Here is a 24,752-nt window from a genome sequence, read left to right as displayed (position 1 = left end):
GTGGGACATGACGTTTAAACTTCCCGATTTCGACCTCGACGCCTTCGTCCGATCGACCCTTGCCGAGGATATGGGGCAGGGGGGGGACGTCACCTCCGCCGCGACGATCCCGGCCGATGCGCTGTTCGAGGGCGAGATGGCGAGCCGTGACGCGATCAGCCTGGCCGGGCTGCCGATCGCGGAGGCCTTCTTCCGCGCGCTTGACCCCGATGTCGAGATCGAGCGGCTGGCCGGCGACGGTGACCGCGTGGCGAAGGGCGGCGTACTGATGCGGCTGAGGGGCAAGGCGCGGGCGATGCTGACCGCCGAGCGGTCGGCGCTCAACACCGTCCAGCACCTGTCGGGCGTGGCGACGCTGACCAGCGCCTATGTCGACGCGATCGCGGGCACCGGCGCGACCCTGCTCGACACCCGCAAGACCATCCCCGGCCTGCGCGTGCTGGAGAAATATGCGGTGCGGATGGGCGGCGGCACCAACCACCGCATGCGGCTCGACGATGCGGCGATGATCAAGGACAATCATGTCGCGGTGGCCGGCGGGATCGGCGAGGCGGTGCGCCGCGCGGTCGTCGCCGGGATATCGCGGATCATGGTCGAGGTCGACCGGATCGACCAGATCGAACCCGCGCTGGCGGCGGGCGCGACCCATCTGATGCTCGACAATATGGACCCGCCGACCCTGCGCGGCGCCGTCACCCTGATCGGCGGACGGGTGCCGACCGAGGCGACGGGCGGCGTGCGGCTCGACACGATCAAGGAGATCGCCCGCACGGGCGTCACCTATATCTCGGTCGGGCGGCTGACCCAGTCTGCCCCGGCGGCCGATATCGGGCTGGATTTCCGGGCGCTGTGATGCGCGGGCGGCTTCCCATCCTTCTCGCCGCCACGCTCCTTTCCGCCTGCGCGAAGAAGGATGCGCCCGCCTGCGATATCCCCGCCGATCTGCCGCGGCCGATGCTGGAGGGGCCGAGCATCGACGAGCCGCGCCGGATATTGCCGATCGGCGGCTATACGCTGGCGGTGAGCTGGACCCCCGAATATTGCGTCAACCGCGCCTCCAGCCCGCAGGACCGCATCCGCTGTGGCGCGGAGAAGCCGTTCGGCTTCACCCTGCATGGCCTGTGGCCGGACGGGGAGGGGGCGCAATGGCCGCAATATTGCACGCCGACCCGGCTGGTGCCCGAGCCGGTGATCCGCGCGCATCTGTGCAGCACGCCATCGCCACAGTTGATCCAGCATGAATGGGAGAAGCACGGCACCTGCATGGCGAAGACGCCCGCCGATTATTTCCGGCGGAGCGGCGCGCTGTTCGCCGAGCTGCGCTTCCCCGAGATGGAACAATATCGCGGCCGGACGATGAAGGCGGCCGAATTCCAGAAGCTGTTCGCCGACGCAAATCCGGGCATGGCGCCGGACCAGATGCGGCTGAACATCGGCAAGACCGGCTGGCTGGAGGAGGTGTGGCTGTGCCTGGACAAGGGCTTCCACCGCCGCGCCTGCCCGGCGCACCAGGGCGGGGCACTGCCCGAACAGGTGGTGCGGATACGGTAGGCTTATCGTTAGCGCGGACTTGATCGGGGCCCTGCTTCTTCAGCCGGCTTCGGCAAGAAAAGCGGGATCCCGGATCAAGTCCGGGATGACGATGTTGAGAGGTGGCAGCTTTCGACCCAATTGCGGACGTTAGAGCGGCGCTCTGTCGCGCCGGGTTGTAGACGATCCGCACTCACCGAAGGCGGGGTTAGCGACGCAGGGATGCAATCCAATCACGAGCGTATTCCTCTTGGGCCGCAACCCGTGATGGAATTACGTCCGAACCGCTATCGAATATGCTGACCAGTTCGGATGCTTGCTCCCCGATCTCGATCTTATACGCTTTCAAGCCTCGGCCCATGTCTCGTGCCATTCCCGAAGGCCACACCTTGAGGCTAGCTCCGTAACAAGCTGGTATCAGGCCCTTTGGTTCCAAGACGCGACGTCGGATTAGTCGCAGAGCCTCGAAGAAATCTCTTTCGTCAACGGAGTGCGTTTCCCCCCGGACGGTGCACGCCAACCGACACGTTCGATCAATTTCGTTTTGGGTCAACGTAATCTGCTCATCATCATGCCCGCCGATCACAAATAGCGTATGCTGGACCACGATTTATCCCCGAGTTGATCAGCGCGACGTAACACTGCCATCGTCTGCCATCCAGCCAAGCAAGCTCCAAAGCGGACTAACCGCTTCCCAACCGTTCCTGCCATTCTGGATGGAATGGCAACAGCCCGGCCGCTTTGCTCAAGGTCCTGTGGCCATGCGCGCTCCGGCGATATAGGGGGCTGGCAGGTTCAGGCGATCGAGGTGGGAATATGTCGCGCAGGCAGATGAGAAAAGATCCCTATGGGGAACTGCACCGCGAGGAGGAGGCTCCCGCCGAGGTGGTGGTCTGCTGGCTGTGCGGGCGGCCGACGGGGCAGACCATCGTCTGGCATCATCCCGTGCCCAAGAGCCGGGGCGGGCGCGATGTCGTGCCGATGCATCCGATCTGCCAGAAGACGCTGATGGCCAATTTCACCAATTCCGAACTGCAGCGGCACGGGATGGATGTGGAGGGCCTGCTGGCCAACCCCCAGCTGCGCAAGTTCGTCGACTGGGTAGCGAACAAGGACCCCGATTTCACCGCGAACATCGTCAAGAAGCAGCGCTGACGGGGCCGTTCCACCGCCGGGCGGGGCGACGGCTCAGTCTTCCGCCGCGGCCTCGCTGGCGCCGTCGGGCCGCCCTTTGAATCCCTGCGCGATGACATACCATTCGGACGAGTCCTTGCGGCTGGCCGGGGGCTTGGCATGCTTGACGGTGGTGAACAGGCGCTTCAGCTCGGCGACCAGGCTGTGATCGGCGCCGCCCGCGAGGACCTTGGCGACATAGGCGCCGCCAGGGCGCAGCACCTCGCTGGCGAACAGGCAGCCGGCCTCGACCAGCGCCATGGTGCGCAGATGATCGGTCTGCTGGTGGCCGACGGTGTTCGCGGCCATATCCGACAGGACGATGTCGGCGGGGCCGCCCAGCGCCTCGGCGAGCAGGGCTGGGGCCTCGTCGCTCATGAAATCCATCTGGAGGATGGTGGCGCCGTCGATCGGATCGGTCGGCAGCAGATCGATGCCGACCACCGCCGCCTGCGGGCAGACGCGGCGGACCACCTGGGTCCAGCCGCCGGGCGCGATGCCGAGATCGATCACCCGCTTCGCACCCTTGAGGAAGTGGAAGCGCTCGTCCAGCTCGATCAGCTTGTAGGCCGCGCGCGAGCGATAGCCCTCGGCCTGCGCCTTGCGGACATAGGGATCGTTGAGCTGGCGCTGGATCCACTTGATCGACGAGGCGCTGCGCCCCTTGGCGGTCTTGATCCGCTGGCGGCTGCCGGTCCCGCGCGTCACATCATAACCTTTGCTCTGTCGCGCGCCATCAGCGAGCGAAGGATGCCCTCGCGGATGCCGCGATCGGCGACGCCGAGCCGTTCGGCCGGCCAGATATCGAGGATCGCATCGAGGATCGCGCAGCCGGCGACCACGAGATCGGCACGCTCCTGGCCGATGCAGGGCAGTTCGGCGCGTTCGGACACCGACATGCCGGCGAGCCGCGAACTGATCTCCCGCATCGCGGTGACGGGGACGATCAGCCCGTCGATCTGGCGCCGGTCGTAGCTCGGCAGATCGAGATGGACCGAGGCGAGGGTGGTGACGGTGCCGCTGGTGCCGAGCAGGCGGCCGGGCTGGCTGCCGGGCGTCAGGCGCGCGGCGAACTGGGCGAAGCCCTCGGCCACGCGCGCGCGCATCCGTGCATAGCTGCCGAGCAGGCCTTCCCGGTCGCTGCCGACATGCGGCTCCGTCTCGGACAGCGAGACCACGCCCCAGGGGGCGGAGAACCAGTCGATCACGCGCGGCGGGCTGTGGTCGGCATCGATCAGGATCAGTTCGGTCGAGCCGCCGCCGATATCGAAGACCAGCGCGTTGCCCTCGCCAGGTTCGAGCAGCGCGTGGCAGCCGAGCACGGCGAGCCGGGCCTCCTGCTCCGGACTGATGATCTCCAGCGCGATGCCGGTCTCCCGATAGACGCGCTGGACGAACTCGCGCCCGTTATCGGCACGCCGGCACGCCTCGGTCGCGACCGAGCGGACCAGCGAGACGCGGCGGCGCCTCAGCTTGTCCGAACAGACCGACAGGGCGCTGACCGCCCGGTCCATCGCCGCCTCCGAAAGCCGGCCGGTCGCGGCCAGCCCCTCGCCCAGGCGCACGATGCGCGAGAAGGCGTCGACCACCACGAAACCGTCATCCGACGGCCGCGCGATCAACAGGCGGCAATTGTTGGTGCCGAGATCGAGCGCGGCATAGCTGTTGCGGGGTGCCCCCTGGTGCTGCTGGGCATGATGCGGGGAATAATGCGCGCGGCGCCCCCCTTCACGCGGTGGGCGCGGCGCGGCCGGGTCTGGACCGTGCGGCATGTCATGTCTCGTCTCTCACCACGCGGCGGAACATCCGCATGGAACCTGGAGATGAGCCTAATCCGAGTTGGACGGGGGAGCAAGGGCGCACGCCAGCCGTTGACAGGCCGCACGACCGCTCCTATTTGCGCCGCTCTGCCTTGGTGCCCCGTCGTCTAAAGGTAAGACTACGGACTCTGACTCCGTCAATTGAGGTTCGAATCCTCACGGGGCATCCAGGCGCTAATTCCTCCAAATAAATGCTCATGCCCGCATGTGGGCGGATTGCCGTGTGACAGCAGTCAATCCGGCTGCACGAAGGAAACTGCGCGGATTTCGGTGGATTTCCGCCATGTTCCGATAGCTCAATGTTGCACGGAAAGCCTCCAGAGATGCGGGGAGCGCCATCCCCGCCGCGCCGAAGCCGCAGCAGAGCCTTTTGCGGCGGCTCCGTCCTGGCAACGGCTCCGAGAGTGAGGGAAGAGCGGGAAGTCCCGTGACGGGTAAGGGGCAGGATAGAGGCTCTCTACGCCCGCCGCCGAGATTTCCCAGCCTCACGAGTTCAGCGACTCAACATGTCGGCCCGGAGCGTGGAGGACTCCGGGCAAAGGACTCCGGCACGAAGATGCCGGAGCCATTGCCTTTTGGGTTTCGGTCAGAATCTGAAGTCGACTGACACGCCATAGCTGAGCGGAGCACCGGCCAGATAGGGATAGCCGGGACCGCCTTCCTGAGTCAGGGCCAGCGCCACATATTCCTTGTCGAGAAGGTTCTTGCCCCATAGCCGGACCGCCAGATGATCGTTCGGCGCGAACTTGAGCTGGGCGTTGACCAGATCATAATGGGGCTGGTGGAGCAGGTTGTCGGGCTCGAAGTAATAGCCGCTGTTGTGATAATAATCTGCGCTCAGGGTGACGCGTCCGCTGCCCACATCGAAGCCGTAATCGGCGCCCACATTGAACGTCGCCTTGGCCGCTAGCGGGGTGCGGTTGCCGTTGGCCACGATATCGCGCAGCGGGGAGACCGCCCCCCCGGTGGGCGAGGGCGGGCCGCTCGGCGCGCAGCGGACGCAGACTCCGCCGACGATCGATCCATAGCTGGTATATTTGGAATCGAGCCAGGTGAAGCTGGCCCGCATCGTCAGCGCCTCGGTGACCGCCGCCTGTCCGTCCAGTTCGAGGCCATAGACCCGCGATCCGTCGGCGTTGGACAGCGCCAGCGATCCGTTCTGGAGCAGCTGCACCTGCGGGTCCCGGACCTTGTAGTAGAAGGCCGCGCTGTTGAGCCGGACGCGCCGCTCGAACAGGTCCATCTTGAAGCCGGCTTCATAGGCGTCCAGCGTTTCGGGGCGCTGCGGCGGGGCCGAGAAGGGGATCAGATTATAGCCCGCCGACTTGTAGCCGCGGCTGAACGAGACATAGCCCAATATTCCTGGAGTGAATTTATAGTCGATCGCCGCCCGGAAGGTGACCTTCTCGAAGGTCTTGCGGTCGGCGGCCGTGCCGACCGGGATCAGCGGGGTGCCGGGGTTGAGCACGACATTCTGGGTGGCCAGGTTTTGAATGCCGTTCCCGGACAGCTTGTCGCGGGTGTAGCGCAGGCCGCCGGTCAGACTCAGGCCCGGAGCGATCTCATACGTCGCCTGGCCATAGGCAGCGTAGGATTTCACATGCTGGAAATTCTCAAGATAAAGGTGCGCGCCGGGGAAGATGGTCGCGTCGAACAGAAGTCCTGAGAAATCATTTGGATAGGCCGTCTTGGTATCATAATAGAACAAGCCAAGAATCCAGTTCAGCCGGCTGCCGGCATTGGCCGCCAGTTGCAGTTCCTGGGTGAACTGCTTCAGTTTCGCCTTCTGGTAATAGATGAAATCGGCGACCGGACCATAGTCGCCATCGCCTTTGGATCGTTCGCTGTCGTGGGTATAGGCGCTGATGCTGGTGAGCCGGGCGAAACCGAGATCCTGTTCGGCGCGCAGCGAAACACCCCAGAATTTGGCCCGCAGCCGGCCGTCGATATCCGAATTATGATCCTGGAAATCGTCCAGCGGCAGGGTGATCAGGCCGGGGATGGTGCGGGTACCGCGCGTGAAGCCGGGGAAGGTGTTCCCCTGGCTGCCCGAGTTCGAATAGGAATAGAATCCCGACAGGAGCAGCTTGGTGGCGTTGCCGGGCTCGAACAGCAGCTTCGATCGGATCGTATAATCGTCCACGAAGCCGACCCTGTTGCCGGTAGCGAGGTTCCGCCCCCAGCCGTCGCCCTGCCTGGTGCCGCCGACCGACAAGTCCATCGACAGATTTTCGCCGAGCGGCCCGGTGACATAGGCATCGCCATGGATGGTTTTGAACCGGCTATAGCCGATGCTGCCCTGCGCCTTGAATGTTTGAGAGGGATCCGGGGTGACGATGTTGACGACGCCGCCCGAGGAGTTGCGCCCGAACAGGGTGCCTTGCGGGCCCTTCAGCACCTCGACCCGATCGATGTTGTTAAGGGTCAGGAAACCCGGTGGCAGGCGGGTATAATAGACCCCGTCGAGATAGACCGCGACGCTCGATTCATTGCCGACGGCGGCGGCAGTACTGCCCACGCCGCGCAGGAAAGGGATCACCGATCCGCCGCCGCCCGGCTGGATCTGCAGGCCCGGCGTGCTCAGGGTCAGTTCGCCGACGTTGGTGATGCCCCGGGCCTTCAACGTATCGCCGGTGAAGGCGGTGACGGCCAGCGGCACGTCTTGCAGCTTCTGCGTGCGCTTCTGCGCAGTAACGACGATTTCCTCGATCTGCGGGCCGGTGACCTCGTCCGGCGTCTGGGCCCGGGCCGGTTGATGAAGCAGCGCGCCGCAGCAGGCGGATGTAAGCAGCCAATGTATATGATGTCGCATATCTGTCCCCTCTCCAAAAAGTGCGACCGTTCATTGGTGACGGTCATTCGCGGAGGCCCGGCTCCCATATTCAGCAGCAGGCAGGGACGTTATGCCTTCTCTGGGATAGTCAGGATGCAGAGCCGATTTTGCATAAGCGCGTATAGATTAAGAAAAATGATCTTCTCTTTTGTAGATTTTCGAAATACGATCGTAATTTTCGCAAATGGACTACACTATGTACACAGTGTTCTTGTGAATTATCGCGTTTTTGTTTGTTAATGGCTTAAATTTGATTTGAGCAATAGGCAATTATGTTGCCCCATCTATAGTTCGACCGATTGGCGAACTGGCACTTGCCGGAGAGATGGGAGGAGCGGGCATGAAGGCCGTCAAGGCAGGGGCGAAATATTCGGCGGTGGCGCTGGCGGCTGCACTCTTGGTGTCGGCCCGGCCCGCTCCGCCGCCTATCGAGTGGCCGGTCTATGGACGCACCAACGCGGCGCTGCGCTTCGCGCCCATCGATCAGATCGATAAGGCCAATGTCGGTTCGCTCGGCCTCGCCTGGTATCAGCAGCTCGATACCGACCGCGGGCAGGAATCGACCCCGATCATGGTCGGCGGTGTGCTCTATGTCAGCACCGCCTGGTCGAAGGTGTTCGCTTTCGATGCGCGCACCGGCAAGCGGCTATGGGGTTTCGATCCCGAAGTGCCGCCCGCGACCTTGCCCAAGGGGTGCTGCGACGCGATCAACCGGGGCGTCTCCGTGGCGAACGGCCGGGTCTATGTGGGTACGCTCGACGGCCGGCTGATCGCGCTTGATGCCACGACGGGGCGCAAGCTCTGGTCGGTCGTCACCGTCGACCAGTCGAAACCCTACACGATCACGGGTGCCACGATGACGGTGGGCAGGCTGGTTTTGATCGGCAATGCCGGCGCCGAGTATGGGGTGCGCGGCTACCTCTCCGCCTATGACGGCGCCACCGGCCGGCTGGTCTGGCGCTTCTACACCGTGCCAAATCCAGATGGGAAGCCGGACGGCCAGCCTTCGGACAAGCCCTTGCGGGAACTGGCCGAACCCGGCTGGTTCGGCGACGTTTGGCGCAAGGCTGGCGGCGGCGGCACCGTGTGGGATTCGATGGCTTATGATGCCGAGACGGGCATCCTCTATTTCGGTGTCGGCAATGGCGGCCCCTATGACTGGCATATCCGCTCGCAGGGCAAGGGCGACAATCTCTTTCTGTCGTCGATCGTCGCGGTGAAGGCGGCGACGGGCGAATATCTATGGCATTACCAGACGACGCCCGAGGACAGCTGGGATTTCACCGCTACGCAGCAGATCACCCTGCTCGATGCCGATTTCAAGGGCAGGCCGCGCAAGCTGCTGCTCCAGGCTCCGAAGAACGGGTTCTTCTACATTCTGGATCGGATAACCGGCGAACTGCTCTCCGCCGAACCCTATGCCAAAGTGAACTGGGCGAACGGCGTCGACATGAAGACCGGCAGGCCGAACATCGTGCCCGGTGCCCATTATCAGGAAAAGCCGTTCCTGCAGTCGCCCTCGGGTCTCGGCGCGCACAGCTGGCATCCGATGGCGTACAGCCCGCAGACGCGGCTGATGTATATTCCCACCCAGGTGATGTCGCAGCTCTATGCGCGATCGACGGATTTCACCTACCGGCCCGGCCATATGAACGTGGCGATCGACACGCGAACTTTGGCGGTGCCCGACGATCCGGCCCTGCTCGCGCAGATGAAGGCCTCGATCTATGGCGAACTGATCGCGTGGGATCCGTTCGAGCACAAGATACGCTGGCGGGTGAAGCATCCGTCGATGCTCAACGGCGGGGTGCTGGCGACGGCGGGCGGCCTGGTCTTCCAGGGCGATGCGGAGGGCCACCTCAACGCCTATGACGCGTCGACCGGAGAGAGACTCTGGTCGTACCGAACCGTTAACGGGATCGTCGCGCCGCCGATCAGCTATGCGCTCGATGGCCGGCAATATGTCGCGGTGATGGTCGGCTATGGCGGGCCGACCGCGATGTACGGCACGATCGTACCCTATCGGCCGCGCCTGCCCGGCCGGCTGATGGTGTTCGCTTTGGGGGGCAAGACGAAGGCGAAGCCCTATGACATCCCCGCGCCGGTGCCGGTCAACGTCGCCGGTGTCAGTTCGGCGGGCGATCCGGTGCGCGGTCTGGCGGCGTATAACGACACCTGCCTGGTCTGCCACGGCTTCAGCGCCACCGGCCGCTACACCGCCGACCTGCGCCGCTCGGAGACCATCAAGGACGCGGATATATTTCGTGGTGTGGTGCTGGATGGCGCCTTCGAGCAGAAGGGCATGGTGAGTTTCGCGCAATATGTCTCGCCCGAACGGGCCGAGGATATTCGCGCCTACCTGCTCCAGGAAGCGCGCAAGCTGGTCGATCGCGGCGATCCGGACGCAAAAACGGCGCCGCGCTGAGTAGCGCCGTTCGCCTGGTGTCAGGAGACAAAAATGCCCCGCCCGCTTGCCGACGGACGGGGCAGTCTTCCGTAGGGAGTGGAAGACCGGAGATCAGTCGACGTTGATCCACACCGACTTGGTGTTGAGATACTCGTCGATATGGTGCTTGCCGCTCTCGGAGCCGTAACCGCTCATCTTGTACCCGCCGAACGGCACCGCCGGGTCCATCGCCTGATAGCAGTTGACCCACACCGATCCGGCGCGGATCAGGCCGGCCAGCTTGTGCGCCTTCTTCACGTCGCGGGTCCACACGCCGCTGCCAAGGCCGAAGACGGTTTTGTTGGCGCGCTTCACCACCTCCTCGATGTCGTCGAATGGGATGGCGGAGATGACGGGGCCGAAAATCTCCTCCTTGGCGATCGTCATATCGTCGTTCACGTCAGCGAACAGCGTCGGCGGGACGAAATAGCCGTTGGCCAGATCTCCGTCGGTCAGCCGGGCGCCGCCCGCCATCGCGCGCGCGCCTTCCTTCGCGCCGATATCGAGATAGCCGCTGACCCGCTCGAGCTGGCCTTGTGAGACCAGTGGGCCGATCATCGTCGACGGATCGAGGCTGTTGCCGACCTTGAGGCCCTTGGCGAAGGCGGCGACCTTTTCGGTGAACTCGTCATAGACCTTGCGCTCGACGAACAGGCGGCTGCCGGCGCTGCACACCTGGCCCGAATTGCCGTAGACGGCCATCGCCGCACCAGGCACCGCCGCGTCCAGATCGGCGTCGGCGAAGACGATGTCGGGCGATTTACCCCCCAGTTCGAGGGTCAGGCGCTTGAGGTTGCCGGCAGAAGCCTGCACGATCCGCTGGCCGGTCTCGCACGATCCGGTGAAGGCTACCTTGTCCACGTCCAGATGCGCCGACAGCGCTGCGCCCGCATCATCCCCGTAGCCCGTGACAATGTTGATCACCCCTTCGGGGATGCCAGCCTCCAGGCACAGTTCGCCGAGCCGCAGCGGGCTGAGCGAGGCCTGTTCGGCGGGCTTGAGAACCAGCGTGCAGCCGGTGGCCAGTGCGGGGGCGATCTTCCACGTCGCGTTGAACACCGGGCCGTTCCATGGAACGATGCCGGCGACGATACCGACCGGCTCACGCAGCGTGTAGGAGAAGATGTTGCCGGGCACCGAATTAGGAAGTGTCTCGCCCTGGATGCCCACCGCCATGCCCGCGCAGAAGCGGAAGGTGTCGACCACCAGGCGCTGGATGAAGGGCTGCATGATGATCGGCGCGCCCATGTCGATCGAATCGAGCAGGAACAGCTCGTCGAAATTGGCCTCGATCAGGTCGGCCAGCTTCAGGATCACGCGCTGGCGATCGGCGGGCTTGAACTTGCTCCACGGCCCCTCGAACGCACGCCGCGCTGCCGCGACCGCCAGGTCGACATCTGCTTTGGCGCCCAGCGCTACGGGATCGAGCGCTTCGCCGGTCGAGGGATTGAAGGAGCCGAAGGTCTGGCCCGACTGCGCCTCGACCCAGTTGCCGCCGATCAGCAGCTTCTTGGGCTTGCCGTTCAGGAAGGCCGGGCGGGCCTGGATGATGGAACTCTGTTCGTTCATTGGGGTCTCCTGGTCTGTCGAAAGCCCCGCACGCTCCTCGTTTTGGGACCGTGCCGCGACGTCTGCCGTTGCGCAGGACGCGCGGGCGGATGGGGACGCCGAAGGGGAATGGGATTTTCGATCGACATTACTCTCCGACAGGCATCGCCGGGAGGCCAGTCGAGAGTCTTTCCAGAAGCGACCAATGCTTTTCTGATTGGGCCGCGGGGCTTCGATCAGGCGACCAGCGGCCCCGCCGCAAGCATCGCCCAGGGGTTTCACGCGGCCTCGGCATGCGACATTGACCCGCCTTCGGCTTTGGCCAGCGCGGCCATCGAGCAGAAGTCATCGCGCAGATGGCGCAACAGCGCCGCGAACTCGGGCTACAGGAAGAAGGCTGGGTCGGCCAACCCAACTGTCAGACGGTCGATATCGAGCATGAAGGCGTATCCTATCGGATCGACAAGAAACAGGCGCGCAGCTCGTCGACGAACAGTCCCGGCTGTTCGAAAGCGGCGAAGTGGCCGCCGCGCGGCAGCTCGTTCCAGTGGATGATGTTCGGATAGAGCGCGTCCGCCCAGCGCCGCGAGGAGCGGAACAGCTCGCGCGGGAAGATGCTGATCCCTATGGGCATCGCGATCGGCTGCGGCACGAAGGCGGTGGTCATGCTCTCCCAATAGAGCCGCGCCGAGGATGCGCCTGTGCCGGTGAGCCAGTAGAGGCTGATGTCGTCGAGCATTTCATCCCGGGTCAGGATGGTTTCCGGAGCGCCGTTGCAGTCGGTCCAGGCCTGGAACTTCTCGTAGATCCAGGCGGCTTGCGCGGCAGGAGAATCGGCCAGCGCATAGCCGATCGTCTGCGGGCGGGTGCCCTGGATCGCCGCATAGCCCGAACCCCGATGATAGAATGCGTCCCGATCGGCGATCGCAGCCTCTTCGGCAGGGGTGAGGTTCTCAAGCAGCGCGCCGGTCGGTTCGGTCAGCGCGACATTGAGGTGAATTGCGGCGCAGGCGGGTGGGGCCAGCCGACCGATCACGGCGGTGACGCCCGCGCCCCAGTCACCGCCCTGTGCGACATAACGGTCATAGCCCAGTCGCCGCATCAACTCGATCCAGGCGGCCGCGATCCGCTCAACCGTCCAGCCGGCCCGATCGGGCCGGTCGGAGAAGCCGTAGCCGGGCAATGACGGCAGGACGAGGTGGAAAGCCTGATCCGGCCTTCCGCCATGGGCTACCGGATCGGTCAGCGGGCCAATCACCTTCAGGAACTCGATCACTGATCCGGGCCAGCCATGGGTCATGATCAGGGGCAGCGCATCGGGTTCGGGTGAACGGATATGCAGGAAGTGGATGCCCAGCCCGTCGATCACCGTCCGAAACTGGTCATAGCCGTTCAGCTGGGCCTCGCAGCGGCGCCAATCATAGCCGGTGCGCCAGTAGTCGCACAGCGCGCGGACCTGCTCCAGCGGGGCGCCCTGGGTCCAGCCGTCGACGGTCTCGCTCTCCGGCCAGCGCGTGCGGGCTAGCCGCTCGCGCAAGTCGTCCAGCGCCGCCTCGCTGATGGAAATGCGAAACGGAGTGATTGCCTCGGCCTCCCTCATGTCGTGATCATGCTCTGGAGCATGCCCTCCCAAGGATAGCAGGCGATGTCGGCCACCGAATATTCCTCTCCAGCCAGCGCGCCCATGCTGATGTCGATGAGCCAGAGCCGTTAGGATAGCTCCCGCTCCCCCAGCGCGATGATGATCTTGCAGGCGTTGGTGCTGGTGCGAAGAACAGGTCTAACATAGGTCTCTTTCGGCAGACCGTCAGGAGCGGGCCCTGCTGCGGAACTGACTGGGCGAACAGCCGACCGTGCGGCGGAACGCCACCGAGAAACTGCTCGGTGAGGTGAAGCCCAGCCGATAGGTGATTTCCTTCATCGACAGGCGGCTGTTGGCGAGCAGGCTCTTGGCCTGTTCGACGGTCAGCGCCGACACGAATTCGTGCACAGATTGCCCCGTGGTCGCCCGGAACAGGCGGCGGAAATGCGAGATGCTGAAGCCCAGCTCGGCCGCCAGCGCCGCAACGCTGGGTGGTCCCTGGCGGCTGTCCTCGATCATAGTCACGATGCGGTGCATCTGCGAATGGGAGAATTTGGCGGAGGCGACGGCCTCGGTGGCGCGGGCCGGCAGATACTGATCCTGCACGTCACGCAATATTTCCAGCACCGCGCTCTGCATCAGCGACTCGATCAGCGCGCCAGAGGCAAAGCCGGGCTCCAGCAGTTCCAGTGCGATGCGATGCAGGCAGTTGCGAGCATTGCCGTTGCGCAGGCCCAGGTAGCGGTCGCTGTCGGGGATAAGCTCGCCGAGCGGCTGGCCCAGCAGCCGCTCGATCCAGGCGGGTGCGAACAGACACCGCAGCGCCCGTGCCCGATGATCCGCTCCGTGATCAGATACCTTCAGCAACGATCCGGCGGGCAGAAGCGACATATTGCCCAGGTCGCGCTCGGCCTGCCCCCCGACGGTGCCGCGCAGGCCCAGGTTCACCGGCATCAGCCGGTAATGGACGCTGTTGTAATGATCCTGGAAGATGAAGGTCTGCGGCCATTCATAATCGACGAGGCTGACGGTCGCGTCGTCGGAGCGATGCTCCGCGAGGACCCTCACATGGCATGGCCGTAGACCAGCGTGCATGGCGACCATCCGTCTCCTGGCATCGTCTTATCGCCGCCGCGGTGCGAACCGGGTGCATCGACCGGGTTACCGGTGCGCATCGCGGCGGAGTCTCCTTGGGGAGGCTGATCATCCATAGCCTTTCGGGGCGGGCCGTGGTGATCGAAGGCTTTCCATTTTCGGTCATCCCTTTGCGAAAGCGGCCTCCGCGCCTCTGCGCGCGGAAGAACCATATAATGCGCGCATCGAGCGCTTTCCGGCTGTGGGACTGAGACGGCGGCTGCGGTAGCGTGACCTTCGACAGGAAGAGTGGAGAGGTGCAGTCATGAAAATCCTGGTGATCGGCGCGACGGGCTATGTCGGCTCTCATGTCGCCAAGGCCTTTGCGGCGCGTGGCCATGAGGTCGCCGGCCTCGCGCGCAATGCCGATACCAGCGAGCGGCTGGCCGCCGCTGCTCTTGCGGCGCGCGAGGGACGGATCGACGATGCCGCGTCGCTGGCCGCAGCGGTGGAAGGCCATGACGTGGTGGCGATGGCGGCCATGGTACCGTTCGAGGACGAACTGGCAATCATGACCAGCATGGTCCGCGCCTGCCAGCAGGGCGGGGTGCGGCACCTGCTGTTCACCTCGGGCACCGGCGTGCTCTCGATCGAGGCCAAGGACGGCGCATGGAGCCAGTACACCTTCGCCGAAGACGATCCCTATACTTTCCCGGCGCGGCACAATCGCGAGGTGCGGATACAGACCGAGGCGGTGGTGCGCGAAGGATCTACCGACACGCTCAGCACCTATGTCATCCGTCCCCCGCTGATCTACGGCAACGCCGGCAGCATCCAAATCCCGCAGATATTCGAATCCGCGCGCAAGACCGGATCTGCCTGCTATCTGGGCCATGGCCTCAATCTCTATTCGGCGGTCCATGTCGAGGATCTCGCCGAGGCCTATTGCCTCGCGGTCGAGAAGGGGACGCCGGGCGCGCTCTACCATACCGTCTGCGGCGAGGTGAACTTCCGTGCGATCGCCGAAGCGGTGGCGACTGTCGTCGGTTGCGGCACCAGAAGCCTGGATTATGAAGAGGCCTGCGCGCTGTGGGGCAATATCTGGGTCGATCTGGCGCTGGCGGTGAACAGCCGGTCGATCGCGAAGCGGGCAGTTGAGGAACTGGGCTGGCAGCCGCGTCACATCGACGTAATCGAGGATATCCGAAGCGGCTCCTATCGCGCGAGTTTCGAGTCCGGGCTGAAAGCCTTCACCTGGGCAAGCCACGGCTGACGGAGCGGACTGTTGGCGAGGATATTGCTCACACGGCGCTGGCCCGCTTCGGTAGAGGCTGAACTGTCGGCCCGGCACGAAGTGCATCTCAACGAGACCGATGTTCCTATGTCGCAGGCCGCACTGGCCCAGGCGATGCGGGATTTCGACGTGGTCTGCCCGACCGTATCGGACCGGATCGACGCGGCTGTGATCGGCGAGGCAGGCCGGGCCAGAGTCCTCGCCAATTATGGCGCGGGGATCGATCATATTGATCTGGCGGCCGCGCGGGCGGCGGGCATCACCGTCACCAACACACCCAATGTGTTGACCGACGCCACCGCCGAATTGGCGGTGCTGCTGATGCTGATGGTCGCGCGCCGGGCCGGCGAGGGCGAGCGCGAACTGCGCGCTGGCGGCTGGGCCGGCTGGCGGCCGACCCACCTGATCGGCCGATCGATGAAGGGACGGACGCTCGGTCTGATCGGCTATGGCCGCATCGCCCGCGAGACTGCCCGCCGCGCCCAGGCCGCGCTTGGCGTCGAGCTTGCATACCATAGCCGTCGTCCCGCGACAGACGACGATCTCGGCGCGCGCTATGTGGCGTCGGCGGCCGATCTGGTCGCACAGGTCGATATCGTCTCGCTGCATTGCCCTGGCGGTGCCGAGACGCGCCATCTGATCGACGCGGAGATGCTGGCGCGGATGAAGCCCGACGCGGTGCTGATAAACACCGCGCGCGGATCGGTGGTCGACGAGGCGGCGCTGGCGGCGGCGCTCGTCGAAAGGCGGATTGGCGGCGCGGGGCTCGACGTCTATGAGCGTGAGCCGGCGGTCCATCCCGCATTGCTCGCTGCGCCGAACGTCGTGCTGTTGCCGCATCTCGGCAGCGCCACGCTGGAGACGCGCAAGGCGATGGGGCAGCAGGCGATGCTCAACCTCGAAGCACTGCTCGAGGGCCGAGAACCCCCCAACCGTGTCGTCTGAGCCCGGTACCGCGCTGACCGCGACCGAGGCGGCGCTGTGCGAAGCATTGAATCGGAATCCGGTGCGTCCTTTCGTGCTGGGCATCTGCGGTGCGCAGGGCAGCGGCAAATCCACTTTGTCCGAGGCCTTGGCCCAGCGGATGCGCGCCGCCGGTGTGAACACGGCGGTGCTTTCGATCGACGACCTCTACAAGACCAGGGCCGCTCGCGCGGCACTCGCGCAAGATGTGCACCCGCTGTTCGCCATACGCGGGGTGCCGGGCACTCATGATGTGGGAATAGGTCTGGATATCGTCGCGGCGCTGGAAGAGGGGCGGGTGGCGAAGCTGCCCCGCTTCGACAAGGCGCAGGACGATCGCGCGCCCGAGGCGACCTGGATCGAGGCGCCGGGCGATACCGCGCTGCTGATCCTCGAAGGCTGGTGCGTCGGCGCACTGCCCGAGACGGACGTAGCGCTCGCGGAGCCGGTGAACCATCTCGAACGCGAGGAGGATGGTGAAGGGCGTTGGCGCCGCGCCGCCAATGCCGCGCTGGCGGGCGACTATCAGGCGCTGTTCGGCCGGATCGACCTGCTGGTGCTGCTCGCCGCACCTGGCTTCGAGGCGGTACGCGACTGGCGGGTCGAGCAGGAGCATGGCCTCGCGCGCACCGCCGCCGTCGGTGCGAAAGGCGTGATGAGCGATGCCGAGGTCGAACGCTTCATCCGCTTCTACGAGCGGCTGACCCGTCACATATTGACCGAGATGCCCCGCCGGGCGGACCTCGTGATCCGCCTGGGCAAGGATCGCACGCCGCTGGAGATCGCGACAGGAGGTGGACGATGACGCTCGGCAGATTCCGCACGCTCGGCCATTCGGGCCTGGTGGTCAGCCCGATGGCGCTGGGGGCGATGACATTCGGGCGGGAGCGGTGGGGCACCGACAGCGACGTGTCGCGCGCGGTGTTCGATGCCTATATCGATGCTGGCGGCAACTTCATCGACACCGCCGAAACCTATTCGGAGGGCCGCAGCGAGGAGCTTGTCGGCCGCTTCGTGGCCGAGCGGAAACTGCGCGACGACGTGGTGATCGCCACCAAATTCGGATGGCGGGCTGGCAGCAGCCCCATCAGCGGCGGCAATGGAGCAAAGAACATCGCCCGTGCCGTTGAGGGCTCGCTCCGTCGCCTCGGCACCGACTATATCGATCTATATTGGCTGCATGTGTGGGACACCGTCACGCCGGCCGCCGAAGTGCTCGACGCGCTGGCACGGCTGGTCGCGGCGGGGAAGATACTTCATTTCGGCCTGTCGAATGTGCCGGCGTGGTATGTCGCGGAAATGGCGATGCTGGCGCAGCAGCACGGCCGGCCGGGGCCGATCGCCCTGCAGCTCGGCTATTCGCTCACCACGCGAGAAATCGAGCAAGAGCATGTCCCTGCTGCCCGTCGTTTCGGGCTCGGCGTGGTGCCGTGGAGCCCGCTGGATGGCGGCTTCCTCACCGGCAAATATGGCCGCGATCAGGTCGCCGCCACGGAAGGCCGGCTGAATGGCCCGAATCCCCTCGGTGACAGCAAGTTCACCGATCGGAATTGGGGCATATTGGACAGCTTGCGCGCGGTGGCAGAGGAAGCGGGCGTGTCGATGGCGCAGACGGCGCTTGCATGGGTCGCGGCCCGGCCTGCCGTGGGATCGGTCCTGATCGGCGCCAGCAGCATCGATCAACTCCACCAGAATCTTGAAGCACTCGATGTACGGCTCAGCCCCGAACAGCTGGCCCGGCTCGATCGGGCGAGCGCGCCGCCGCCCGCCTATCCCTACTTCATCTTCGGAGACGTGATCAGCCAGCGCGTGTTCGGCACCGAGGTCGCCGGCTGGAAGTAAACCACATGACCGGTCACGGCTTCCCATCCGATTTCGGCAGTGCGTAGCCGATGATGTAGTCGCCCAGCACCGATTTCAGCGCCGGGTGCCCGCCCGCCGCGATGACCACGAACTGGCGGCCGCTCTTTGGCGAGACATAGGTCATGGGCGTCGCTTGGCCGCCCGCCGGCAGGCGGACGTGCCACAGCGTCTTGCCGCTGCTGGTGTCGAAGGCGCGGAAATCGCCGTCATGGGTCGCGCCGATGAACAGCAGGCCGCTGCGGGTCGCCAGCGATCCGCCGTTGTTCGGCGTGCCGACCGGAATCGGCAGCATCGAGCGGATGCCCCAAGGGCCCGCCGCGCGACCATTGCCGAAGCGCTGCGCCCAAACCAGCTTGCCCGAGCGCAGGTCAACCGCCGAGATCATCCCGTAAGGCGGCTGGTTGCAGGGAATACCCAGCGGCGTGCGGAAGATCTGTATATGCGCGGCATAGGGCGTGTTCCCTTGGCGCACTGGCCCGCCCACCTCACGCGCGACGAACTGCTTGGCGCGGGCGTCTGCCTCGGCGCGGGTCAGCAGCCGATCGTAATTGGCGACACGGTTAGAATTGACGAACAGCAACTGCCGCTCGGGATCGACCGAAATGCTGCCCCAGTCGACGCCCCCGTTGAAACCCGGATAGGCGAGCGTCGGCTGCAATCCCGGCGGAGTCGCGGTGCCCTCATAGCGCGATTCCCTGAAGCGAATGCGGCACCATAGCTGGTCGAGCGGGGTGATGCCCCACATGAAGCGCTCGGTGAAATCGGGCCCGCGATAGGAGGGCATGCCGATCGAGAAAGGCTGGGTCGGCGATAGCCGCTCCTCGGGCACCGCGCCCGCCTGCGGCACCGGCTGTTCCCTGACCGGGCTGAGCGGCTGGCCGGTAGCACGGTCGAGCACGAAGATCTCGCCGCGCTTGGTCGGCTGGATCAGCGCGTGACGCACGCCCGACGGATAGGCGATGTCGACCAGGGTCGGCTGCGAGGCGACGTCCCAGTCCCACAGATCATGGTGCGCGGTCTGGAATACCCAGCGGGTCCTGCCGGTCGCCGCCTCGATAGCAACCACCGAAGAACCGAATTTCTCGTCGAATGGGCGACGGCGCCCACCGAAATAGTCGATCGCGGGATTGCCGGTCGGCACATAGACGAGGCCCAGGCTTTCGTCCGTGCTGAACGGCGCCCAGGCATTGGGGGTGGATGGGGTATAGGTTTCTCCAGGCGGCGGCAGGGTCTGGCGGTCGGGACGGCCGACATCCCACGCCCAGCTGAGCTCGCCGGTCACCGCATCAAAGGCGCGCACCACGCCGGCCGGCTCGCCCCAATATTGGCCGTCGCTGACCCAGCCGCCGAGCACCACCTTGCCACCCACCATCGTGGGCGCGGAGGTGACGGCATAATAGCCGACCGGAGATTTGCTTAGCCCGGTGAGCAACGAGACCTGGCCTTTGTCGCCGAAGTTGGCGCAGAGGCGGCCGCTGTGCGCGTCGAGTGCGATCAGCCGAGCGTCCGTGGTGTTGGTCAGTATGCGTTCGGCGCAGTCCCCGACGAGGCCGGGCGCGCGGTAGTAAGCGACGCCGCGACAGACATTATAGGGGACGTTGGCCTTCACGATGTTGGCATTGAAGCGCCAGCGCTGCTGGCCGGTCTCGGCATCCAGCGCTATTACGTCGTTATAGGCGGTGCAGAGATAAAGCGCGTCGGCGACCTTGATCGGGGTCACCTCCAGCCCGTTGGTGTCGCCGACCCGGAAGGTCCAGGCGGGTTTGAGCCTGGCGACGTTGGCGGGGGTGATCTGGGCAAGCCGGCTGTAGCGGCTACCGCCCGGATCGCGGCCATAATGCAGCCAGTCGCCATCGGTCTCGGTATCGGTGGAGGCAGCCGGGATGGCGCCGCGGAACATTCCGGTCTGATAGATCGGATCGGCCGGATCGGGCGTGCGGACCTGGGCAAGGCCGATGCCCGCGAGCAGCGCCACCGCGGCACCGGCCGCCAGCGCGCCGGGGCGCGCCAGTCGGATGACGATGGGGTTGGGGCTGGCGATGCCGCGCCGGATTGCCGGAAAGAGCAGGGGGATGCCGAGCACCGCCGGAGCGACCAGTCGGGGCATCAGCGCCCAGCCGTCGAAACCGGCCTCCCACAGGGCCCAGGCGAGGGTAACGAACAGCAGCAGCGCATAGGCAAGGGCCCCTTCGGTGCGGCCTCGCCACAGCCAGAGGCCTGCAGCCAGTGTCGCGGTGCCCGCCAGGACATAATAAGCTGATCCCCCGAGCGAGAGCAGATAGGCGCCGCCCGCCAGCAATGGCAGCGCTGTCAGCGCCAGTACCGCTGCATAGATGCGCCGCGCGATCGCGGAATGCGGCTTGCCGTTCTCGCCCATTGTAGCGCCCCGTCAGCCCAGTTTTTGCATGATGTTGATCATCGTCACGCCTTGCGGCCCGGCTCTCCAGCCATGTTCGTTGCCGGGCAGGACCACCGCGTCCCCCTTACGCAGGGTGACGGTACGGCCTTCTTCCAGCAGCAGCAGCACCTCGCCCTCTATGATGATATTCACGTCCAGCGTGTCGGTGGCATGCATTGCGGAGGAATCGACGTTGGCACCCCATTGCTGGTAGCGGACGCGCAGGCCCTGGCCATCGGGCTCGATGGCAAATGGCCTCGGCTCGCCCATCGGGTCGGCATCGGTCATGCGCGGAAGGCCGCTCGTTTCCCAAATGTCGACCGCGACGCAATGGCCCTCGGGCACTTCGGTCGGGAAAGCGGCTGCATGGTGCATCTGCAACTGCCCGACCTTGGTGTTGGTGACATGGTGGATCGACTGGGGCGGCCCGTCATAGAGGACCGCCGATTTGCCGTCCGCGTCGACGCCAGTGATCACTCTGCGCATCAACTGTCTTCCTTCATCGAGTTGCGGGCGATGTTGACGCCCGTGGTGACGAGTCCACCATCGGCGGACAGCGTGTTGCCGGTCAGCCAGCGGGCATCGTCGCTGGCAACGAAAGCGACGATGTCGGCGATGTCGGCGGGCTGGCCGACCCGCCCAAGCGCAGTCCAGCGCGCAAACAGCGCGCGCCAGTCGCGCGGGTCCTTGCGCTCATTCTCCTCGAAGAGCTCCGTCACCGTGGTGCCGGGTGCGACAGCGTTGGCGGTGATACCGCGCTCGCCCAGCTCCTGCGCCGCCGATCGGGTGAAGGCCTCCATCGCCCCCTTTGTCGCCGAATAGACCGAACGGCCATGGGCGGGATGCTTGCCCGCCGCCGAGGAGATGTTGATCACCCGGCCGTGGGGACTGGTTGTCTGCCGTGCGAATTCGGAGGTCGCGAGCAAAACGGCGCGCAGGTTCAAGGCCAGCTCGAAATCGAGCCTTTCCACGGCGAAATCCCGCACCAGCCCATATTGGGAAACCGCTGCATTGTTGACCAGGATATCGATCCCGCCATGCGTCGCCACGGTGGCACGAACGATGTCGATCGGCGCCTCGGCGGTTGAAAGATCGCCCAGCACCACCGAGGCCGTGCCGCCCCCATCCCGGATGACCTTGGCCACCGCATCGGCCTCGCGCGGGTCGGCGCGGGCGTGCAGCATCACAGTGGCCCCATCGGCAGCTAGGCGCAGCGCGATCCCGGCACCGATGCCGCGCGACGATCCGGTGATGAGGGCGATCCTGCCGGCCAGCTTACCCTGGCTCATTTGCGGCCCGCCGGGCCGACGGGATATTCGGTGCCCTTCTTGGACGGCTCGTTGGCGAACAGTTCCCAGCTATAGTCGTCCGCCTGCGCACCGTATGACCGGCTCGGCATCGCGCTGAACGGGAACAGGACATCGTCCCACGGCTCGCTGGGGCCGGCGCTTCGGGACCAGTCGTAAATCGCGACGCGGTGAATGAACTTCCACTTGCCCTCCCGCTTCTCCAGCCGGTCGGCGTAGCGGCCGCCGAGATGGACGTCGCGGGTGGCGGTGCCTTCGCCCATGCGGTGATAGGCGAAGAAGTAGGTCTCGCAATTGGCGAAATTGCCGTGAATCTCGATGCAGCTCTGTCCGAGCATGTGGCCCATCTTAAGAGTTGGCCACATCGGCTTCATCCCGTCGGCCCATGCGCGGCCATCGGCTGCGATCATACCGTGATCGTCCCAGCCTTCCGGCCAGTAGGTCGATGCGATCAGATCGGCGTCCTGCCGATCCATCCCGCGGCTGTAGCGGGCGAGATTGTGGCGGATTTTCTCGCGGTCGAGCAGTTCCTCCACGGCGATGTCGATTTCTTCGTGCCGCATATCTCTCTCCATTCCATCATGATCAGAGTCGAAGGCCGGCCTGCCTCAGCAGCGGCATCACGCGCTCCTCGAAATATTTGAGCTCCTCGACATAATCGATCAGCCCCAGGAAGACGCCGTCGATGCCGGCCGCCTTCACCTCTTGAAGGCCTTCGACCACCTGCTCGGGGGTGCCGACGATCGCGTGCCCGCCGGAGCCCGCGACGAACTTGGCGAGGAGTTCGGGCTTCAGATGCTCGCCGAAGGTCTGGATGTTCAACCCGCGCGCGAAGTTGCCGGCGGCCTCCCAGTCGCCATGGTCGAGGATCGACTGATAGGCGGCCCTGGCCTCCTCCTCGGTATCGCGGCAGCAGACGATCACCATCGTCACCATCTGCAGGTCGCGACCATAATCCGCATGCGCCTTGGCCCGGATGGTGCGGCAATAGCTTCCGGCCTGCTCGGCGTTGACGAACACGGTATAGTTCACGTCGGCATAGCGCGCCGAAAAATCGATGCCGGCCGGCGATCCGCCCGCGTTGATCACCACCGGGCGCAGCTGGATTGGCTTGGGAGCCGCTTCCAGCCCCTTCAACTGGAAATAGTCGCCATCAAAATCGAAGGGCTTTTCCTCGGTCCAGAGACGGTCCACGATCTCCAGCCATTCGCCACCGAGTTTGTAGCGGTCGCCGTGCTCGCGCATCGTCACGCCGAGCATGGCCATCTCAGCCTCGTTCCATCCCATCACAACGTTGAGCCCGGCCCGGCCGTTGGAGATATGGTCGATCGTGGTGATCGCCTTGGCGGCGGCGACCGGGTTGACCACCGAGGCGTGGACCGTGGCGAAGGTCATGACATTGCTGGTCCGCGCGGCCAGGCCGGCGGCATAGGTCAGCGTCTCGAAATTCTCGCCGGCCCAGTTGGTGGTGCCGCCGAAGCCCTGCCAGCGTGCGACCGGTACGATCAGCTCGAAACCCATCCGGTCGACCTGTTCGGCGATTGCCAGACTATGCGGCCAACTTACCTCGAACGAACTGGGCGGATCGCTCATGAACACCGAGCCATTGGAATTCACCGAAAACACCCCGAACTTCAGGGGCTGCGCGCTGAACAGCGGAACATGGGCGGCGCGGTATTCGGCCAGCTCCTGGCGGGCGCGGCGCTTCGATGAAACGTCGTTCATGATGATCCTTCTCCTTTGCCGACGCGGCGGCTCGATCTCATGACGTGTTCTAGCGCGTACAGCCTGGTTCAGCGCGTTAGGTCGCCGTGGATTGGCGAGCCTTATTTTTAATATTCGAGCGATCTCTTTCGATTTCGGCGCATGATTTCACTGCCGCTCAATCGAGCTGAAAATCGGGATCCTGCAGCACCCATTTGTGTCCCCAGTGGGACCCCAGAGTCGTCTCGAAGAAGATCTCCTCATCCCATTGCTTGGGCGGCGCGCCCCAGCCGAGCTCGAGGATGAACTTACCCGGGGTCATCATGTAAAAGGATATCATGTCGTCGTTGACATGCTTGCCCAGGGTCATGGCGAGCGGAATATTATGGGCCTGCTGCCGGTCCAGAGCGCGGCCGACATCGTCGAAATCGGCATATTCGAGCATGATGTGCACGCAGCCCACCTCGCTCGGCATCTGCGCCAGCGCCAAGCTGTGCTGGCGCGGGTTGCGGCAGTGGAGGAAATAGAGCTGGACTGACAGATCGGGGGTGATCGGCTGGAGTAACTTGTCCGAGGCTTCGAAGCCGACGATCCGAGTCCAGAAATCCAGGGTCGCCTCGATGTCGAGCGCGGGCAACACCGTGTGCCCAAGACCCAACTCGCCCGTGACGAACGGGCCGCTGCCGATTGGCGATACGAAGGGCTGGAAATTGGAGATCGGGCCCCATCCGGCTTCGTGCCGGTTGCCGCCGGGATCGGTGAAGTAGAAAAAGCCCTGCACCTTGCGCAGTGCGCTTTCCTCGGAAGTCCCGTCGGTCAGTGCGACGCCGAACCCTTCGAGCCGGGCGCGGAACGCGTCATGTTCCGCCCGGTCGCGCAGCAGCCAGCCCGAGGCGACATAGCGGTCCTGGTCGCCGGGGATCACCAGGATGCGGTGGTTGCGCCGGTCGATCTTCAGGTAGAGCCCGCCGCCGGGCGCATCGACCGCCTGCATGCCCACCACCTGCTCGGCGTAGCTGCGCCACTTGCCGATGTCGGCCGCCTGCACGACGATATAACCCAGTTCGCTGATTCCCATGGCCCTCATCCCGATATGCACGGTTCTTCGAGCTCGATTTAGGGCCGTGGCGCCCGGCGAGACATGGCTGGCATATTGGCAAAATGAGCAACATATGGGCGGAGCGCGCAGCCAGTCTGGCGGCTCGCTCCGCCTGCGC

20 protein-coding genes and 1 tRNA gene are annotated in these 24,752 nt (G+C 65.0%); 9 read left to right on the top strand and 12 right to left on the bottom strand.

The genetic code is table 11. The annotated features are described in order from the left end of the window. Positions 1 to 7: 7 nt before the first annotated feature. The 3 genes from nadC (at position 8) to CMV14_RS16930 (ending at position 2,685) form a co-directional block, all read left to right on the top strand. Entirely contained in the window at positions 8 to 853 is an 846-nt protein-coding gene (gene nadC / locus CMV14_RS16940; protein WP_096367777.1) for a carboxylating nicotinate-nucleotide diphosphorylase, read from the top strand. Continuing rightward, positions 853 to 1,551, top strand: a complete 699-nt coding sequence (locus tag CMV14_RS16935) for a ribonuclease T2 family protein (RefSeq protein ID WP_066969058.1) — start codon at positions 853 to 855, stop codon at positions 1,549 to 1,551. The genes nadC and CMV14_RS16935 overlap by 1 nt, the downstream gene beginning before the upstream one ends. Before the next feature lie 810 nt (positions 1,552 to 2,361). Beyond that, positions 2,362 to 2,685 carry a hypothetical protein gene (locus CMV14_RS16930; protein ID WP_408014336.1) on the top strand — a complete coding sequence of 108 codons (324 nt, stop codon included), beginning with the start codon at positions 2,362 to 2,364 and terminating at the stop codon, positions 2,683 to 2,685. A gap of 33 nt (positions 2,686 to 2,718) precedes the next feature. Here CMV14_RS16930 and CMV14_RS16925 read toward each other — a convergent pair whose 3' ends face one another. After that, positions 2,719 to 3,411, bottom strand: a complete 693-nt coding sequence (locus CMV14_RS16925) for an RlmE family RNA methyltransferase (protein ID WP_066969054.1) — start codon at positions 3,409 to 3,411, stop codon at positions 2,719 to 2,721. Further along, complete coding sequence (locus CMV14_RS16920) at positions 3,408 to 4,475, bottom strand: Ppx/GppA phosphatase family protein (protein ID WP_066969052.1); 1,068 nt, start codon at positions 4,473 to 4,475, stop codon at positions 3,408 to 3,410. Before CMV14_RS16920 ends, CMV14_RS16925 begins: the two co-directional genes overlap by 4 nt. A 144-nt stretch (positions 4,476 to 4,619) precedes the next feature. On the opposite strand from CMV14_RS16920, the gene CMV14_RS16915 reads away from it, so the two are divergent. Then, a tRNA-Gln gene (locus CMV14_RS16915) sits at positions 4,620 to 4,693 on the top strand. 416 nt (positions 4,694 to 5,109) lie between these two features. Here CMV14_RS16915 and CMV14_RS16910 read toward each other — a convergent pair. Then, positions 5,110 to 7,335 carry a TonB-dependent receptor gene (locus tag CMV14_RS16910; protein ID WP_066969050.1) on the bottom strand — a complete coding sequence of 742 codons (2,226 nt, stop codon included), beginning with the start codon at positions 7,333 to 7,335 and terminating at the stop codon, positions 5,110 to 5,112. A 361-nt stretch (positions 7,336 to 7,696) separates the two neighbouring features. Between CMV14_RS16910 and CMV14_RS16905 the strand changes: the two genes are divergently transcribed. Continuing rightward, complete coding sequence (locus tag CMV14_RS16905) at positions 7,697 to 9,781, top strand: PQQ-dependent dehydrogenase, methanol/ethanol family (RefSeq protein WP_238147071.1); 2,085 nt, start codon at positions 7,697 to 7,699, stop codon at positions 9,779 to 9,781. A 93-nt stretch (positions 9,782 to 9,874) separates the two neighbouring features. On the opposite strand, the gene CMV14_RS16900 is transcribed toward CMV14_RS16905, so the two are convergent. The 3 genes from CMV14_RS16900 to CMV14_RS16890 all read right to left on the bottom strand — a co-directional run bounded on the left by CMV14_RS16900 (position 9,875) and on the right by CMV14_RS16890 (position 14,000). Then, on the bottom strand, positions 9,875 to 11,371 hold the full coding sequence (locus CMV14_RS16900; protein WP_066969045.1) for an aldehyde dehydrogenase family protein: 1,497 nt from the start codon (positions 11,369 to 11,371) through the stop codon (positions 9,875 to 9,877). 430 nt (positions 11,372 to 11,801) lie between these two features. Beyond that, positions 11,802 to 12,950 (bottom strand): epoxide hydrolase family protein, encoded by a 1,149-nt coding sequence (locus tag CMV14_RS16895; protein WP_066969043.1) that lies wholly within the window; start codon positions 12,948 to 12,950, stop codon positions 11,802 to 11,804. Between the two features lie 207 nt (positions 12,951 to 13,157). Beyond that, entirely contained in the window at positions 13,158 to 14,000 is an 843-nt protein-coding gene (locus tag CMV14_RS16890) for a helix-turn-helix domain-containing protein (protein WP_066969041.1), read from the bottom strand. 331 nt (positions 14,001 to 14,331) lie between these two features. On the opposite strand from CMV14_RS16890, the gene CMV14_RS16885 reads away from it, so the two are divergent. Genes CMV14_RS16885 through CMV14_RS16870 form a run of 4 tightly spaced genes read left to right on the top strand, consistent with a single transcriptional unit; the run spans position 14,332 to position 18,105 of the window. After that, positions 14,332 to 15,279, top strand: a complete 948-nt coding sequence (locus tag CMV14_RS16885; RefSeq protein WP_066969039.1) for an NAD-dependent epimerase/dehydratase family protein — start codon at positions 14,332 to 14,334, stop codon at positions 15,277 to 15,279. Between the two features lie 12 nt (positions 15,280 to 15,291). Continuing rightward, positions 15,292 to 16,245 carry a 2-hydroxyacid dehydrogenase gene (locus tag CMV14_RS16880; RefSeq protein ID WP_066969037.1) on the top strand — a complete coding sequence of 318 codons (954 nt, stop codon included), beginning with the start codon at positions 15,292 to 15,294 and terminating at the stop codon, positions 16,243 to 16,245. Beyond that, positions 16,235 to 17,068, top strand: coding sequence for a nucleoside/nucleotide kinase family protein (locus tag CMV14_RS16875; protein WP_066969035.1), 834 nt, complete (start codon positions 16,235 to 16,237; stop codon positions 17,066 to 17,068). Before CMV14_RS16880 ends, CMV14_RS16875 begins: the two co-directional genes overlap by 11 nt. After that, on the top strand, positions 17,065 to 18,105 hold the full coding sequence (locus CMV14_RS16870) for an aldo/keto reductase (protein WP_066969033.1): 1,041 nt from the start codon (positions 17,065 to 17,067) through the stop codon (positions 18,103 to 18,105). The genes CMV14_RS16875 and CMV14_RS16870 overlap by 4 nt, the downstream gene beginning before the upstream one ends. A 13-nt stretch (positions 18,106 to 18,118) precedes the next feature. Here CMV14_RS16870 and CMV14_RS16865 read toward each other — a convergent pair whose 3' ends face one another. From CMV14_RS16865 to CMV14_RS16840, 6 genes are all read right to left on the bottom strand, one after another. Then, positions 18,119 to 20,503 (bottom strand): membrane-bound PQQ-dependent dehydrogenase, glucose/quinate/shikimate family, encoded by a 2,385-nt coding sequence (locus tag CMV14_RS16865; protein ID WP_066969031.1) that lies wholly within the window; start codon positions 20,501 to 20,503, stop codon positions 18,119 to 18,121. 12 nt (positions 20,504 to 20,515) lie between these two features. Then, positions 20,516 to 21,010 (bottom strand): cupin domain-containing protein, encoded by a 495-nt coding sequence (locus tag CMV14_RS16860; RefSeq protein ID WP_066969029.1) that lies wholly within the window; start codon positions 21,008 to 21,010, stop codon positions 20,516 to 20,518. Next, positions 21,010 to 21,813 carry an SDR family NAD(P)-dependent oxidoreductase gene (locus CMV14_RS16855; RefSeq protein ID WP_066969027.1) on the bottom strand — a complete coding sequence of 268 codons (804 nt, stop codon included), beginning with the start codon at positions 21,811 to 21,813 and terminating at the stop codon, positions 21,010 to 21,012. The genes CMV14_RS16860 and CMV14_RS16855 overlap by 1 nt, the downstream gene beginning before the upstream one ends. Further along, entirely contained in the window at positions 21,810 to 22,394 is a 585-nt protein-coding gene (locus CMV14_RS16850; protein ID WP_066969025.1) for a nuclear transport factor 2 family protein, read from the bottom strand. Before CMV14_RS16850 ends, CMV14_RS16855 begins: the two co-directional genes overlap by 4 nt. Before the next feature lie 22 nt (positions 22,395 to 22,416). Next, positions 22,417 to 23,556, bottom strand: coding sequence for an LLM class flavin-dependent oxidoreductase (locus CMV14_RS16845; RefSeq protein WP_066969023.1), 1,140 nt, complete (start codon positions 23,554 to 23,556; stop codon positions 22,417 to 22,419). Positions 23,557 to 23,713: 157 nt separating this feature from the next. Continuing rightward, complete coding sequence (locus CMV14_RS16840) at positions 23,714 to 24,613, bottom strand: VOC family protein (RefSeq protein ID WP_066969021.1); 900 nt, start codon at positions 24,611 to 24,613, stop codon at positions 23,714 to 23,716. Between the last annotated feature and the right edge of the window lie 139 nt (positions 24,614 to 24,752).

Source organism: Rhizorhabdus dicambivorans (assembly GCF_002355275.1).
Taxonomy (GTDB): Bacteria; Pseudomonadota; Alphaproteobacteria; order Sphingomonadales; family Sphingomonadaceae; genus Rhizorhabdus; species Rhizorhabdus dicambivorans.
The sequence above is the reverse complement of the archived record's forward strand: the minus strand, read 5'-3'. Positions and strand labels throughout refer to the sequence as shown.

Coding starts and splice junctions, on each gene's coding strand:
- nadC (WP_096367777.1), top strand. CDS start 8: ATGACGTTTAAACTTCCCGATTTCGACCTCGACGCCTTCGTCCGATCG.
- CMV14_RS16935 (WP_066969058.1), top strand. CDS start 853: ATGCGCGGGCGGCTTCCCATCCTTCTCGCCGCCACGCTCCTTTCCGCC.
- CMV14_RS16930 (WP_408014336.1), top strand. CDS start 2,362: ATGAGAAAAGATCCCTATGGGGAACTGCACCGCGAGGAGGAGGCTCCC.
- CMV14_RS16920 (WP_066969052.1), bottom strand. CDS start 4,475: ATGCCGCACGGTCCAGACCCGGCCGCGCCGCGCCCACCGCGTGAAGGG.
- CMV14_RS16910 (WP_066969050.1), bottom strand. CDS start 7,335: ATGCGACATCATATACATTGGCTGCTTACATCCGCCTGCTGCGGCGCG.
- CMV14_RS16905 (WP_238147071.1), top strand. CDS start 7,697: ATGAAGGCCGTCAAGGCAGGGGCGAAATATTCGGCGGTGGCGCTGGCG.
- CMV14_RS16900 (WP_066969045.1), bottom strand. CDS start 11,371: ATGAACGAACAGAGTTCCATCATCCAGGCCCGCCCGGCCTTCCTGAAC.
- CMV14_RS16895 (WP_066969043.1), bottom strand. CDS start 12,950: ATGAGGGAGGCCGAGGCAATCACTCCGTTTCGCATTTCCATCAGCGAG.
- CMV14_RS16885 (WP_066969039.1), top strand. CDS start 14,332: ATGAAAATCCTGGTGATCGGCGCGACGGGCTATGTCGGCTCTCATGTC.
- CMV14_RS16870 (WP_066969033.1), top strand. CDS start 17,065: ATGACGCTCGGCAGATTCCGCACGCTCGGCCATTCGGGCCTGGTGGTC.
- CMV14_RS16865 (WP_066969031.1), bottom strand. CDS start 20,503: ATGGGCGAGAACGGCAAGCCGCATTCCGCGATCGCGCGGCGCATCTAT.
- CMV14_RS16860 (WP_066969029.1), bottom strand. CDS start 21,010: ATGCGCAGAGTGATCACTGGCGTCGACGCGGACGGCAAATCGGCGGTC.
- CMV14_RS16855 (WP_066969027.1), bottom strand. CDS start 21,813: ATGAGCCAGGGTAAGCTGGCCGGCAGGATCGCCCTCATCACCGGATCG.
- CMV14_RS16850 (WP_066969025.1), bottom strand. CDS start 22,394: ATGCGGCACGAAGAAATCGACATCGCCGTGGAGGAACTGCTCGACCGC.
- CMV14_RS16845 (WP_066969023.1), bottom strand. CDS start 23,556: ATGAACGACGTTTCATCGAAGCGCCGCGCCCGCCAGGAGCTGGCCGAA.
- CMV14_RS16840 (WP_066969021.1), bottom strand. CDS start 24,613: ATGGGAATCAGCGAACTGGGTTATATCGTCGTGCAGGCGGCCGACATC.